Consider the following 13,735-nt stretch of genomic DNA (forward strand, 5'->3'; position numbering starts at 1 on the left):
ATAGCAACTTTTAATTCAAAGCTTTTCTGACAGCGACTTTTATATAATAACATGACTTTATCATACTTGTCAACCCATGCTCATATCCTATACATAGGTTGTGCAAAAGGAGGACAACATATGTACAAGAAGTTAATTATATTATTTGTTATTGCCTGTGGTTTGTTTTTACTCTTTCCGCCCTTGCCGAAAAATTATTCCCTTACAAATGTCTTCCGTATCACTGAAGAACCTGTTGCGATTACGCATGGTACATATGGTTCTGCACTTACTGTTAATATTTCGTTTGGGGATGACGAAGTACTGAATTGGATTAAGGAATTAGAAAAGCCCTACCCCACACTTTTTATAGACATTGATTGGGCTGGGCGTTTTCCAGAAACAATTCGCTTAATCAAAGATAAAAATATACCAACCGCTCTGCTTGGACAAGATGGGACAGCTTATGAAAATGATGCAAAACTTTTAGTACACCAACTTGAAGCGTACGAAAACATCTTTGGCGAAAAACCGCTTTGGTTTCGATCGAAAGATGAAGTGTTTTCACACTTTTTGCATGAACTTCTATGGGAGTCCGAAGTAAACGCACTTGGTTCTTCTTACGTATGGACTGGCGGTGATATCCCTCCTGAAGTAGAAGGTGAAATCATTTCTGTCCCCCACCATAGGAAACAACGCGTTAATTTAGCCGAGATAAAAAGACTTTCCAAAAGTCGAGACTTTCAATCCATAGATAATGTTATTTTTGGCGTTCAAGGGGAAACGAAAAAAATTCCTAAATAAACAATCGCAGGTGCCACGTGCGTTTCGCACTTAAAGTTAGACGTGAAATCTCTACGTTAATGAACAAAAAAAGCAGCACACTTGTCTACTTCGACAACTTGTGCTGCTTTCCGTTATTTGGTAGCCGCTTTCTTTTCTTTCCTGCGCGCTTCGCGTCGAGCATCTAATTTCGCTTTATCAACATCCGACATCGTATTGTACTTAGGTAATGCCAATATTTGATATGCATTCACTGCAAGTAGCGGGAATAAAAGTATCGTCACCCACGTATCTATATTTCCGGAACGGACCATGAGTGCCGGTAACCATTCAAGCGTCGTAATAACAATCATAAAAAACAACGCTGATATTAACGTATGCTTTTTTGTCCACTTCGCTTTTAAATAAGCAGTAATCGATGAAACAAGCACAAGCGATGCGAGTAATGTTAAGTATAATAATGTACGACCTGTATCTTCAGACGTTAAACGGAATCTGAAGAAGATCAAGTCAAACAGAACCACCGCAATAATTAGAAGTTGCACCCAATTCCACAGTGTCAACGTTTTGAAAATATTGACACCAAACTGATGAACCGTCAAATAGGCGAAAAATCCCATTTGCGCAACGACACTCATCGTGAATCCTAAAAAGACCATCCATAAAAGTGCACCTATAAACTGCAGCGTTTCACCAGCTGCCAATAAATCCGAAAAGAATGCCCAGCGGACAATTAAACCAGCCACAGCTGTAACGAATCCTCCGATTAATAACGCGTTAAAAAAGAATTTAACCCAATTCCGTATTGTCACGACAATGATGCCTCCGTTTTAGGCAGAACTATTTTCGTTTATTGCCACGAAAATATGCCTCATTCTCAAAACTTTGTTTTGACAAGTGATTTATTGCTCTTATCAGTGTAACAACGATTTCCCAAAAAATCTATTTATGAAAACATAAAATGCATATTATTCGCCTGAATGTGAACAATAGATGAAAACGGATTGAAGGGAATGAATTCCGTGAAGAAAAGCTTACTGATAACTTTTGCTGTCTTATTTTTATTAACCGGGTGCACTGCGGAAAATACGGCCCCGAATTATGATGAAATAAAAAAAATGATGACAGATTCGCTTCAAACAGAGGAAGGAAAGAAAACACTTCGTAAAATTTTATCTGAAGATGATTTTCGCGAACTGCTTGCCCTGGAGCAGCCGGAAGTTAAGAAGTCAATCGAGGAAACATTACTTTCAAAAGAAGGAGAAGACTTTTGGAAAAAAGCATTTGAAGACCCAAAATTCACGGAATCTGTTGCTAAAAGCATGAAGGATCAACAAGAAGACGTTATGAAAAAGTTGATGGAAGATGCTTCATTTCTAAAAGCAATGGAGGATTTTTTTGGACAACCTGATATGCAAAAACAAATGGAAACCATTCTTAAGTCGGCAACAATGAAAGAGCAATACGAAAAAGTAATCGAAGAAACGATCAATAGCCCACTGCTTCAAACTAAGTGGGAGAAGCTGATTAAAGAAGCCGGAAAAGCACCTGAAGAGAAAGGTAAAAAAGGTAAAGAGCAAGAAGCGCAACAAGAAGGTCAAGGTGGTGGCGGAGGAGGAGGCAAATAGCCCCTCCGCCATTATGGTTTACTTTTTTGTTTTATCCAAAATACGATTTGCAATTTCTGTATAAATCTGTCCGATTGGATGGTCCTCTGCATAAACAGATGGAGCGAAATCTTCTTCATTCCAATCTGGCTGCCCAAGTGGAATTTGGCCGATCAAATCAGTCCGTAGTTCCTCGGCTAATCTTGTTCCGCCGCCTTTTCCGAAAACAAATTCGCGCTCACCAGTTGTTTCAGATTCAAACCACGACATGTTTTCGATTACACCCAATAACTCGTGATCGGTTTGAAGCGCCATCGCTCCCGCGCGCGCAGCTACAAATGCCGCTGTTGGATGTGGTGTTGTAACGATTATTTCTTTAGATGTAGGCAACATTTGGTGAATATCAAGTGCAATATCCCCAGTTCCAGGTGGCAAGTCTAGGAATAAGTAATCGAGATCTCCCCACTCTACATCACGGAAAAATTGGTCCAGCGCTTTTCCAAGCATTGGGCCTCTCCATACAACTGGCGCATTATCTTCCACAAAAAAGCCCATTGAAATGACTTTAACGCCTAGACGTTCAACCGGAATAATTCGCTCACCGCGGACAATCGGCATCTGCGTTACACCCATCATATCCGGAACACTGAATCCATAAATATCCGCATCGATTAGTCCAACTTTTTTCCCGAGCCGTGCAAGAGCGACCGCAATATTAACAGATACAGTGGATTTTCCAACTCCGCCTTTACCAGATGCTATCGAGATGAATTCAACATCGCTTAATGGCGACAATATATCTTGCGCTTCCGACTCTGTTGCCGTTCCACGAAACTTATCAAGGACTTCCTGTGATAGTTCTTCGAAGCGAATTCCAACAGAATTGGCACCCGCGCCCTTTAAGATGTCGACAACCTTCATTTGAAACGGTAATTGTTCCGCAGTATTCACTTTAGCAAGCGCTAGCTTGACGCTAACATGCTCTTTTTCAACGTTAATTGATACTTCGCTAATTCCATCCGTCTCTGCAAGTGATTTATGTAAAAACGGATCTTTTAACTGACCTACTAACTCTCGTACTTCTTGTTCATTGAGCAATTTCAACACTCCTTGGAGGTTTATTCAATACGCCTCCAAGTATACCACAGTCAATTATGCGTATCGATTGAACGGACTCTTACATTTCTTCAGCATTGATAAATGCTGAGATTCCTTCGACAATGGCATCCGCAACTTTCCCTTGATACGCTGGGTCGGTTAGTAGCGCCCTTTCTTCAGGATTCGATATAAATCCTGTCTCAACAAGGACCGCTGGCATTGGTGCATGTTTCAACAAGTAAACACCGCTGATTGAAAGTGCTTCACGGTCTGTATTTTTTAAGTTGGTACGAAAAGAGTTCTGAATGGCTTTTGCCAGAAACTCCCCGCCTGGATCGCCGCCCTTATGATAAAAAACCTGAGCCCCGCGCCACTTTTCTTGCGGAATGGCATTGACATGAATACTAATAAATACATCCGGGTTTTCATTTACAGTAATATCTTCACGTAATTTTAAATCTGCCAGTTTCCGTGATCGAACAGATGGAAATTGATCCCCAGGAGCATGTTCTGCTAATGCGTCACCACTTTTTTCACGCGTCATGACTACCGTTGCACCTTTTTTCTTCAATCGTTTAGCAACCTCATGTGAAATACTCAGCGTAATATCACGTTCTACAATATCGCCCGATGATGCACCACCATCCAATCCTCCGTGTCCAGGATCAATCACAACTTTCACACCTGCAAATTCTTCAGGCATAAAAAAAACATTATCCGATGCCTGTACTCCGTAAATAACAATCCCCAGCGTGCAAAAAAAGATAAATCCAAGTAGTCCCCACCTCTTCACATAGACACCGCCTTTTTCCTCCACTATACGCACGAAAGAAGAAAGATATGTCTAATACAAAAGCGCAAGGCGCCCGTCTAGCCCCGACAAGCATAAGAAATCTGGCGACGTGGCGTCCTCTTGCCGAGGAAGAATGCTTATGACCCAAGGGGCTGGCGCATGGAGCTAGACGTAACAAAAAAAGGAACCTCAAGGGTCCCTTCTCACCTAAACTTATTCAGTTTCGCCATCCCACTCAAGCATGCCGCCCGTCATATTGGCTGCATCATACCCTGCTTCTTCTAGATACTCCGTCGCACGTCCACTGCGTCCGCCTGAACGACAAATGATTATGTAGGGCTTTGACTTATCGAGCTCGCCTACACGCTCTGCAACCTCTCCTAGCGGGATGTGGATCGCTCCTGGGATAATCCCTTCCGCTACTTCATCATCTTCGCGAACATCTACCAAATTCAGTTGTTGACCGCTTTCCAACAAATCTTTTACCTCTGCCGGTGTAATTTCTTTCATTAGTACAGTCCCCCAATCCATATGTTTCATCTATTTTAACATAACCCTTATAGTTTTATCTGTCTGGATTTTTGATTTCAACAAACAATGATCCGTCATCTTGGACTTGTGCAAGAAATACTTGTTCGGCGGACTCTACACCTTTTTTGCGCAGTTCCTTCATAAGCCACTCTTCTGTTAAACTCAATTCCGTTAGGTTTTTCTTCATCACTTTACCGTCTGAAATGAGTTCTGTCGGAAGGTATTTAGGCGTTGTTGTGGACGCTTTGACGTCTTGTTTCGTTGCACCTTGTTGCGTAATCTTTTTCATGACACTTAGTTCACCGTTTGTTTCTAAAATGGCGTAGTGGACATCCTGAAGGGTGAATATCGATTGCTCGCGGAGCATCATCATCAAGTCATTGACGTGCAAGCGCTCCTTCTTCATCGCATTCTCCATAATTGCGCCTTCTTTTATCACAATTGTCGGCTGGTCATCTAATACGATTCGTAAATTACTTGACTTTAGTGAAATGTAACTCGCTAACAAAGTTAAAACCGCCCACCAAGCGAGTGCAACGAGTCCATTCATAAACTTCACATCAGTTTGGCCTGCCATTTCTGCGGCAATCGATCCAAACGCAATCCCCGTTATGTAATGGAAGAACGTTAATTGACTGAGCTGTTTTTTACCAAGAATTCGCGCCAATATCAAGAGCGCCACGAAAGCACCTGTCGTCCTGAAAATCATTTCCCAAAAATCAAATTTAAAGAATTCCACGTTAAATAACACTACCCTTCGTATAATCCAGTCGGGTGTAGTGTGTACTTAACTTTAATTACATATTCAAAAAATCACTTGCCTATTTCGATTATCAACTGTTTTTGTAATTAAGCCACTTTCCAAAAAGATAATTTTATCTCCAAGTTTTTCCGCTTCCAGCATATCATGCGTCACGATAATGAAAGGAATCTTCCATATTTCATGCAAACGTTTCAATTCATCCTGACATTCCAACCGCGTTTTCGAATCAAGCGCCGATAAAGGTTCATCTAGTAATAATAGAGACGGCTCAGTTGCCAACGCTCTTGCCAGCGCCACTCTTTGCTTTTCACCCCCCGAGATTTGATGAGGATATTTGCTTTGTAAATGATTAATTCCTAGCGTACTTACTAATTGTTGAATACGCGCTTCAGCATCGGTCTTTTTAACGCCGTACGCAATATTTTTCTCCACTGTCATATGCGGAAAAAGCGCATAGTCTTGAAACAAATACCCGATATTACGTTGCTGTGTGGGAAGTGGTTTTTCATTTGCAGAGAAGAAGGTTTGTTCATTCAAGATAATTTTTCCAGCATCGGGATGGTCCAAACCTGCAATCGCATTGAGTATTGTCGTTTTCCCGGATCCAGACGGTCCAACTAATACGAGAATCTCCTCATCTACCATCAGATTAACATCTACTGAAAAGTGGGGTAATTTTTTTTCAATTTGCACTTCCAGCATATTATCTACCTCTTATGCATTGTCATTTTTGTAACGCTCAATATTCCTTTTACTCCACCAGTTCAACCACATGATTGTACTAAACCCAAGCGCGACGATGATAACAACCCAGAAAGTCGCCTTTTCCATTTGGCCCGACTCAACAGCAAAGTAAATCGCCATCGGAATCGTGTCAGTTTTTCCTGGAATATAGCCCGCCAACATTAACGTAGCGCCAAATTCACCGAGTCCGCGCGCAAATGATAAGACTAGTCCTGCGAGAAGTCCCGGCCAAGCGAGTCGAAAGGAAATCGTCCAAAATACACGCCAATTCGACGCACCCATCGTACGCGCCGCATTTTCCATTTTCGAATCCAAACTTTCAAACGCCGCCGCCGCACTTTGGTACATCAACGGAAAAGAAACAACAATTGACGCAATTACAGCGCCAATCCAAGTGAAGACAATTTGAAAATCAAACCAATTCAACAGCCAACTGCCAATAAACCCATTCTTCCCAAATAAAATGAGCAACCCAAAACCAACGACAGTCGGCGGCAAGACAAGCGGCAGCATGAATAAGGATTCGATAATACTTTTCCCGAAAAACTTTTTACGCGAAAATAAATGCGCAAAGAACACGCCGAATACAAAGACAAAAAAAGTGGAGATGCCCGCTACTTTTAACGATAATATTAATGGTGAATAATCGGTCACGTACATCCCCCTTGCCTATTTGAATCCATGTTTGTGTAATAATTCTTGTCCCTTTTCACTTTGCAGAAAAGCTAAAAACGTCTTCGCTTCATCGGTATGGGATGTCTCCGAAACAACCGCTCCGGGATACATGATTGGGTCATGCCAATCCGAATCAGCCGTAGCCACAATCGTTACTTTATCCGATTGTAACGCATCGGTCGCATAAACAATCCCTACATCCGCATTCCCCATCTCTACATGCGTCAACACTTGCCGCACATCCGAACCCAACACCAAACTCTCTTGCATTGAATCCCATAGACTTAAACCTTCAAGCACTTGCTTTGTATAGCGGCCCACGGGCACACTTTCAGGTTCTCCAATCGCTAAATGATCAATTGCAGCGGTGCTCATTTTATCGAATGATGAAACCTTGATTGGCTGTTTTTTATTTGCAATCAATACTAACTCATTTTCAGCAAAGTTCACACGCGTTTCTTCAATTATCATGTTTTCTACTTGTAGTTTCTCCATATCGCTTTCGCTCGCTGACAAAAACACATCCGATGGCGCACCCTGAATAATCATTTGCGCTAATTTACCAGAGCCTCCGAAATTAAAAGTAAGTTCAATAGATGGATATTCATCTTCAAACACCGGCTTCAGCTCATTCAACACATCCGTCAAACTAGCTGCCGCAGAAATCATCAAAGTGGTTTTTTCCTCTTTGTCCTCTGGCGTACAACCGGTAGGCAATAAAACGAAACCTATCATAACAAATAAATATATAATTTTTCTCATCAAAACATTCCCCTTAGGAGCGATATTACAAATCACTTTATCTACTTACGAATTATATCATTATGGAATGAATAAACCCATAAGAGCGAGTACGAACTAGAAGAATCAAAAAAATCCTTTCATTTGAGAAAAGGATTCATTGATAGTGTTAAGTGTTATTCTGATTACTTTATTAATAATAATTCACCATGCACTTTTCCCTTTTCACGGGAAAATTATTATTGACAAGGAATGTTTATTGGTCTAGCTTTACTCACAAAAATCACTCGCACACTCTTCCTTTAATGCAAGAAACTCTTGTGGCTTCATAACTGATGTTACCGTTGCTATCTGATTATCATTTGTAGCAAAGTTGACAGTAGTTTAGTTTCTTGGTATTTATTCAATGCAAAATATCCACCAATAATCACTATAATGGCAGATCATTAATTTCCGTTTCAATAATAAATCTTTATTGGCAAAACTTGTTTTTACATTCTTCTTTATTGGGCGGGAATTCTTCTGGTTTGACTATGTCAGCCACTTTTCCAACTTGATTATCGGAAGTATTGAACATAATGTTAAAGTACAACTCCGGTTTTCCATTCACGTGTCCCCCAGTCAACGATGCCAGTGGGAAAGCACAACAAGCCGTAAATGATCGGATTATGAGGCACTATAAAATGACGATGAACACAAATATGTATTGGGGCCACTTTATCAATAGCTTTGGAATAGCAGGTTGGTTTCAAAGACTTTTCAAATGATAAATCAGCAAGTAAATCAAAACTACACACCTACACAATTTAGTGAGGTTTTTTTGTGCTTCCAAATAGATTTCATCGATCTTCCCCAAAAGAAACCTTCCCCTATAAATATCATTTAATGGTTCCAAATTGTTTTTCCAAAACGAAATAGTGCATTTTACTTTAATAAGTATTGATAACCTTAGGGTAATCACTACTCATTCTTTAGTATCGGATGTTATAATTAACCACTAATACAGATTTACAAAACGGGAGGCAATTATGAAAAACATATTAAGCACTAGAAGTATCGTTATTTTATTCATTACAATTATCACCACTCTCACCCTCGCTGCCTGTTCTAAAGGCGACAAAGAACAAGGTAAGGGTGCCGAAAACAAAAATAATAAAGCTACTGAAATCACGGTACTTCTTCCCTCAGAAATTCCTGCTGACATGCTTGCGGAATTTGAGGATGAAACAGGGATTCACGTCAACCTTGAAACATCGTCATGGAATAATATTCAAGATAAAATCGTCTCCGCTCTCGCTGCTGGCGTTGCTCCAGCAGATGTAACAGAATTCGATTGGTCGTGGATTGGTCAATTCGGTTCTGCAGAATGGTATACACCTCTAAACGAATCATTCGATCAAGAATTTATTGATGATATGCCAACCATAGAGAATTTTAAATATAATGGAGACTATTTAGCTGTTCCCTACCTAAATGATTTTCGTGTAAGTTATTACAATCAAAATTATTTTGATGAAGCAGGCATCACCGAAATTCCAAAAACACCGGAAGAGCTGCTAGAAGTTGCCAAAACCATAAAGGAAAAAGGGGTGGTGGAATATCCAATCGGATTGCCACTCTCTGCAACAGAAGGCACAACTACAGGATGGTTTACATTGGTGAAAGCATTTGGTGGACACTTGTTTGATGATAATTGGAATCCATTATTTGTAGAAAAGGATTCAGCAGGTTACCAGGCAATGTCTTTTATCATAAATAGTTATAAAGAAGATGAACTAATTGATTCGGCAAATCTAACGCTAAATAATATAGATGTTTATGATAATTTTAAAGCTGGCGGATCCGCTATCGATTTAGCTGGAGTTCCGGGATTATTTGAAAGATACAAAAACCCTGAGAAGTCTTCAATAGCTAATGACGTTGAAATCATGCCTGTTCCAGGGATGAATGGCGAAATTCATACATTCCAATTACCAGAAGCACTTGGTGTTCCTGCCGCATCGGAAAATAAAGAGGCTGCAATCGAATTTATCAAATGGATCTCTCAACCGGAAAATGTGAAAAAGCTGTATGAAGAACAAGAATGGTTACCTAACCGTCTTAGTGTATTAGAAGCGTTAAATGAAGAAGGCAAACTCTCTGGAGGAGATACGCTACTAAAGGTTTTAACACATGATAAACCTTTATTTTCTGAAGGCACACCGCCATGGTATTCTGAATTTAGCACGAATGTCTCCACTACCATGAACCAAATGGCAAAAGGGGCATTAACGATTGATGAAGGCATGAAGAAGATTGCCAAATCTGTCGAGAAATACGCAGAGTAATTGTAAACAGGGCTACAATACAGTATTGTAGCCCTGTTTTTATAGATATCCTTGTAAAGGAAGAGTCGATATGTTCTTTAAGCAAAAAATTTATCCCTATTTGTTTGTTATCCCACTGATTCTCTTGATGTTTGGATTAGTGTTTTATCCAGCCATTCTAACATTCATAGAAAGCTTCAAATCACTTAAACTCACCATGCCAGATAACACCCACTTTATTGGTTTTTCAAATTATCTAGAGTTATTACGTGATCCTGATGTATTGATCTCTTTAAAAAATACATTTTGGTATTATTTAGTGTCCGTAGTTTTTGGATTTTTGGGCGGCCTTTTGATTGCACTTGTTCTTAGAGAGAACTTCAAAGGGAGAGCGTGGATGTTAGCCATTGTTATTCTACCTTGGGCTATTCCACCAGTAGTAAGTGCAACCATTTGGAAGTTAATACTTGACCCGACTTACGGTCCTGTCAATCAGCTACTCACAAGTATGGGAATCATCCAAACATCTAGTCCGCTTTTGGCTAAACCAGGATTGGCCATTTTTATCATCGCACTTGTTCATGTTTGGAAAATGATTCCGCTTGTCGCTATAATTTTGCTTGCGGCACTTCAAGCCATCCCAAAAGAAATCTATCAAGCTTCCCAAATAGATGGTGCCGGTCCATGGAAGGGCTTTTTACATATCACGCTCCCATTGTTAAAACCCGCTATTGCAATAGTTCTTACACAAGCCACTATTTCAAGCATCAACTTGTTTGATGAAATTTATGTATTAACTGGAACAGCATTAGATACAAGATCCATTATGACGCAAAACTATTTAATTGCGTTTAGACAACTTGATCTAGGTCTTGGAATGGCCTTGTCATTTTTGACTACCATCATAATTTTAGTCATCAGTTTAATCTATTTTGCTATCCTTGGAAAGCGAGGGGATATGAATTGAAAAAAAGATACTTTTTCTTTCCAGCCTTGTTAGCTATTTTGACTTGGACGCTTGCGCCTATTTACTGGGCACTTCGTACAAGTTTGTTAAAAGAAACAGACGTGACATCGACTTCTATCAAATATCTACCTATACCAGCGAGCACAGAGAATTATGTGAAGTTACTAGGTCTGAATGGAGATACATCTGTTTGGCAGTCGTTTAGCCAGGCATTAACAAATAGTTTGGTTAGCAGTCTTATCGCTACAATTGTAGTGCTTTTGATTGCGGTTCTCTCTGGATATGCTTTCGCGAGATTAGAGTTTCGGGGGAAAAACATGCTCTTTATGATGGTATTAATTACGATGGCTTTACCTGCCTATGCTGTCATCATTCCATTATATAAAATTATGATTGATGTTAATCTAGTCGATACCCAAATAGGGATTTCTTTGATTTATATATCTGCATTTATGCCTTTGTCTTTTTGGTTGATGCGGAATTATTTTAATACAATTCCCAAAGAATTAGATGAATCAGCAATGATTGATGGCGCATCAAGATTTCGGGCGTTATGGACAATCCTCCCATTAACACTTCCGGGAATGGTCACTGCGGCCATCTTGACATTTTTAAGTTCATGGGGTCAATTTCTCATCCCACTCTTATTTGCACCATCAAAAACAAAACCGCTCACTGTCCTAATTACGGAATTTAATGGGAGATACACCATGGATTACGGGATGATTACAGCTGCTGGAATTATTACGATGGTTCCACCCGTACTGATTGTTTTATTTTTAAACAAGTTTTTAATTAGCGGCTTAATGGATGCAGCGGTGAAAGAGTAGTTGGGATCGTCTTTTAAAAGTGTATCTCATATGAATGTAGTTCCTAATTGCAATTGCAACACCTTGATCCTCCTATAGATAGATTAATTAAATCAACAAAAAAGACTCTTTCCACATATGCGGAAAGAGTCTTAATAATTTTTCTCTGATTATCGTTTTGAGAATTGTGGTGCACGACGCGCGCCGCGAAGACCGTATTTTTTACGCTCTTTCATACGTGGGTCACGAGTTAAGAATCCAGCTTTTTTAAGTGCTGGACGGAAATCAGGGTCAACGTTTAGAAGTGCACGTGCAACACCATGACGGATTGCTCCAGCTTGTCCTGTATATCCACCACCGTGAACATTTACAAGAACATCGTAGCTTCCTAGAGTTTCTGTAGTGTTAAGTGGTTGTTTAATGACTTCACGAAGTGTTTCGAATGGTACGTAGTCTTCTGCATCGCGGTTGTTGATGATGATTTTTCCATCACCAGGTACGAGACGCACACGAGCTACTGAACTTTTACGACGGCCAGTGCCGAGATATTGTACTTGTGCCAAAGCTATTTTCCTCCTCTAATTTATCCGATAAGCTCATAAGCTTCTGGATTTTGTGCTGCATGTGGATGATCCGGACCAGCATATACATTTAGTTTTCTATAAACTTGGCTGCCTAAAGGACCTTTTGGAAGCATTCCTTTGATAGCAAGTTCTAACATTTTAGTTGGATAGTTCGTACGCATTTCTAACGCTGTACGCTCTTTCAAGTTACCTGTATATCCTGAGTGACGGTAGTACTTTTTATCTTTTAGTTTATTACCTGTAAGATGAATTTTCTCAGCATTGATGATGATTACATGATCACCTGTATCAACGTGAGGTGTGAATGTTGGTTTATGTTTACCGCGTAAAAGTGCTGCAACTTCTGAAGCAAGACGACCTAAAGTCTGTCCTTCAGCGTCGACAACGAGCCATTTACGCTCTACTTCGTGACCTTTAGCCATGAATGTTGTACGCATGTTTAAATCCTCCTAATTTACCTTAATTTCCCGTTTTATATCTATATCCCTAAACACAAATAACCTTCCGGGGCTTTTTTGTGGGGTTTTAGAAATACCACTACTTATCTTATACCGAATACAGGAATAAGTCAAGCATTTTATAAAAAAACACGTGGCAAAGTTGCTCTAGTTTTCGTACGTGACATTTTCCAGGTACAAACCGTGTGCTGGAGCGGTTTTACTCGCTTCTTTTCGATCCTGTAACTCAAGGATTTCCTTGACGTTTTCCGGGGTATGCCACCCCACGCCAACTGCCAGTAACATACCTGCAATCGTACGCACCATATTGTACAAAAATCCATCGCCTTCAATCGTCATGATGAGTTCGTCATTACATTGCTCTACCGTTAATAATCGGACTGTCCGCACTCGATTTGATGTAGCCGTTTTCGATGAACAAAAACTTGTGAAGTCATGCGTTCCGATTAAATAGGTAGCCGCCTGCTTCATCTTGTCCACGTCTGGGCGCCATCTCTCAAGATGTACGGAGTAATTCCGCTCAAAAGGACTATGAACTTTTGCAGACGACCATTTGTATACATACGTTTTTCCAGTCGCTGAGTAGCGTGCGTGAAAGTTTTCATCGACATAAACCGCATCGACAATCCGGATATCCTTTGGTAGCAAAACATTCAACGCCATCTGCCACCGATCTGGAAGCAATGTAAGCGGCGTATCGAAGTGAATGACTTGACCATTCGCGTGTACCCCAGCATCCGTCCTACCGCTTGCAACGGCGTGGATTGACTTATCTTTATGAATCTTCACCAATGCTTTATCAATTTCTGATTGAACAGTTCGTAAGCCAGGTTGCGATTGATAACCCGCAAAATTCGTCCCATCATAAGCGACGGTCGCTTTTACACGATTCATCTT

Annotated in this window: 16 protein-coding genes; 5 read left to right on the top strand and 11 right to left on the bottom strand. The window is 40.3% G+C overall.

From position 1 onward, the window contains the following. Positions 1-120: 120 nt before the first annotated feature. Positions 121-783: a polysaccharide deacetylase family protein gene (locus J4G36_RS14050; RefSeq protein ID WP_210471019.1), complete on the top strand. Its 663-nt coding sequence runs from the start codon at positions 121-123 to the stop codon at positions 781-783. 113 nt (positions 784-896) lie between these two features. Here J4G36_RS14050 and J4G36_RS14055 read toward each other — a convergent pair whose 3' ends face one another. Continuing rightward, complete coding sequence (locus J4G36_RS14055) at positions 897-1,574, bottom strand: KinB-signaling pathway activation protein (protein WP_210471020.1); 678 nt, start codon at positions 1,572-1,574, stop codon at positions 897-899. Positions 1,575-1,775: 201 nt separating this feature from the next. Here J4G36_RS14055 and gerD point away from each other — a divergent pair, with 201 nt between their 5' ends. Further along, positions 1,776-2,390 carry a spore germination lipoprotein GerD gene (gene gerD, locus J4G36_RS14060; RefSeq protein WP_483315905.1) on the top strand — a complete coding sequence of 205 codons (615 nt, stop codon included), beginning with the start codon at positions 1,776-1,778 and terminating at the stop codon, positions 2,388-2,390. Positions 2,391-2,408: 18 nt separating this feature from the next. On the opposite strand, the gene J4G36_RS14065 is transcribed toward gerD, so the two are convergent. The 7 genes from J4G36_RS14065 to modA all read right to left on the bottom strand — a co-directional run bounded on the left by J4G36_RS14065 (position 2,409) and on the right by modA (position 7,735). Further along, positions 2,409-3,467, bottom strand: coding sequence for an Mrp/NBP35 family ATP-binding protein (locus J4G36_RS14065; RefSeq protein ID WP_210471022.1), 1,059 nt, complete (start codon positions 3,465-3,467; stop codon positions 2,409-2,411). A 79-nt stretch (positions 3,468-3,546) separates the two neighbouring features. Next, a complete protein-coding gene (locus tag J4G36_RS14070) occupies positions 3,547-4,260 on the bottom strand; it encodes an N-acetylmuramoyl-L-alanine amidase (protein WP_368668785.1) in 714 nt (237 codons plus the stop codon). Between the two features lie 213 nt (positions 4,261-4,473). After that, positions 4,474-4,770, bottom strand: coding sequence for a rhodanese-like domain-containing protein (locus J4G36_RS14075; protein WP_210471023.1), 297 nt, complete (start codon positions 4,768-4,770; stop codon positions 4,474-4,476). A gap of 55 nt (positions 4,771-4,825) precedes the next feature. Continuing rightward, positions 4,826-5,500 (bottom strand): YetF domain-containing protein, encoded by a 675-nt coding sequence (locus tag J4G36_RS14080; RefSeq protein WP_210471105.1) that lies wholly within the window; start codon positions 5,498-5,500, stop codon positions 4,826-4,828. Between the two features lie 96 nt (positions 5,501-5,596). Then, positions 5,597-6,256, bottom strand: coding sequence for an ABC transporter ATP-binding protein (locus tag J4G36_RS14085; protein WP_210471024.1), 660 nt, complete (start codon positions 6,254-6,256; stop codon positions 5,597-5,599). Positions 6,257-6,268: 12 nt separating this feature from the next. Further along, positions 6,269-6,958: a molybdate ABC transporter permease subunit gene (gene modB, locus J4G36_RS14090; protein WP_210471025.1), complete on the bottom strand. Its 690-nt coding sequence runs from the start codon at positions 6,956-6,958 to the stop codon at positions 6,269-6,271. Positions 6,959-6,967: 9 nt separating this feature from the next. Further along, positions 6,968-7,735, bottom strand: coding sequence for a molybdate ABC transporter substrate-binding protein (gene modA, locus J4G36_RS14095; protein WP_210471026.1), 768 nt, complete (start codon positions 7,733-7,735; stop codon positions 6,968-6,970). A gap of 1,007 nt (positions 7,736-8,742) precedes the next feature. On the opposite strand from modA, the gene J4G36_RS14100 reads away from it, so the two are divergent. From J4G36_RS14100 to J4G36_RS14110, 3 genes are all read left to right on the top strand, one after another. Further along, on the top strand, positions 8,743-10,041 hold the full coding sequence (locus J4G36_RS14100) for an ABC transporter substrate-binding protein (RefSeq protein WP_210471027.1): 1,299 nt from the start codon (positions 8,743-8,745) through the stop codon (positions 10,039-10,041). Positions 10,042-10,111: 70 nt separating this feature from the next. Next, the gene (locus J4G36_RS14105; protein WP_210471028.1) at positions 10,112-10,987 is read left to right on the top strand and encodes a carbohydrate ABC transporter permease; all 876 of its coding nucleotides are present in this window, start codon (positions 10,112-10,114) and stop codon (positions 10,985-10,987) included. Further along, a complete protein-coding gene (locus J4G36_RS14110) occupies positions 10,984-11,817 on the top strand; it encodes a carbohydrate ABC transporter permease (RefSeq protein ID WP_210471029.1) in 834 nt (277 codons plus the stop codon). The genes J4G36_RS14105 and J4G36_RS14110 overlap by 4 nt, the downstream gene beginning before the upstream one ends. Before the next feature lie 149 nt (positions 11,818-11,966). Here J4G36_RS14110 and rpsI read toward each other — a convergent pair whose 3' ends face one another. The 3 genes from rpsI to truA form a co-directional block, all read right to left on the bottom strand. Beyond that, positions 11,967-12,359 (bottom strand): 30S ribosomal protein S9, encoded by a 393-nt coding sequence (rpsI, locus tag J4G36_RS14115; RefSeq protein ID WP_172370558.1) that lies wholly within the window; start codon positions 12,357-12,359, stop codon positions 11,967-11,969. Positions 12,360-12,379: 20 nt separating this feature from the next. Then, positions 12,380-12,817 carry a 50S ribosomal protein L13 gene (gene rplM / locus J4G36_RS14120; RefSeq protein WP_210471030.1) on the bottom strand — a complete coding sequence of 146 codons (438 nt, stop codon included), beginning with the start codon at positions 12,815-12,817 and terminating at the stop codon, positions 12,380-12,382. Positions 12,818-12,985: 168 nt separating this feature from the next. Beyond that, positions 12,986-13,732, bottom strand: a complete 747-nt coding sequence (gene truA, locus J4G36_RS14125) for a tRNA pseudouridine(38-40) synthase TruA (protein WP_210471031.1) — start codon at positions 13,730-13,732, stop codon at positions 12,986-12,988. Between the last annotated feature and the right edge of the window lie 3 nt (positions 13,733-13,735).

The sequence above is a fragment of the Sporosarcina sp. 6E9 genome, from assembly GCF_017921835.1.
Lineage (GTDB): Bacteria > Bacillota > Bacilli > Bacillales_A > Planococcaceae > Sporosarcina.

Excerpts from the sequence above, each read along its gene's own strand:
- J4G36_RS14050 (WP_210471019.1), top strand. The coding sequence starts at position 121 with ATGTACAAGAAGTTAATTATATTATTTGTTATTGCCTGTGGTTTGTTT.
- gerD (WP_483315905.1), top strand. The coding sequence starts at position 1,776 with ATGAATTCCGTGAAGAAAAGCTTACTGATAACTTTTGCTGTCTTATTT.
- J4G36_RS14075 (WP_210471023.1), bottom strand. The coding sequence starts at position 4,770 with ATGAAAGAAATTACACCGGCAGAGGTAAAAGATTTGTTGGAAAGCGGT.
- J4G36_RS14080 (WP_210471105.1), bottom strand. The coding sequence starts at position 5,500 with ATGATTTTCAGGACGACAGGTGCTTTCGTGGCGCTCTTGATATTGGCG.
- J4G36_RS14085 (WP_210471024.1), bottom strand. The coding sequence starts at position 6,256 with ATGCTGGAAGTGCAAATTGAAAAAAAATTACCCCACTTTTCAGTAGAT.
- modB (WP_210471025.1), bottom strand. The coding sequence starts at position 6,958 with ATGTACGTGACCGATTATTCACCATTAATATTATCGTTAAAAGTAGCG.
- modA (WP_210471026.1), bottom strand. The coding sequence starts at position 7,735 with ATGAGAAAAATTATATATTTATTTGTTATGATAGGTTTCGTTTTATTG.
- J4G36_RS14100 (WP_210471027.1), top strand. The coding sequence starts at position 8,743 with ATGAAAAACATATTAAGCACTAGAAGTATCGTTATTTTATTCATTACA.
- J4G36_RS14105 (WP_210471028.1), top strand. The coding sequence starts at position 10,112 with ATGTTCTTTAAGCAAAAAATTTATCCCTATTTGTTTGTTATCCCACTG.
- rplM (WP_210471030.1), bottom strand. The coding sequence starts at position 12,817 with ATGCGTACAACATTCATGGCTAAAGGTCACGAAGTAGAGCGTAAATGG.
- truA (WP_210471031.1), bottom strand. The coding sequence starts at position 13,732 with ATGAATCGTGTAAAAGCGACCGTCGCTTATGATGGGACGAATTTTGCG.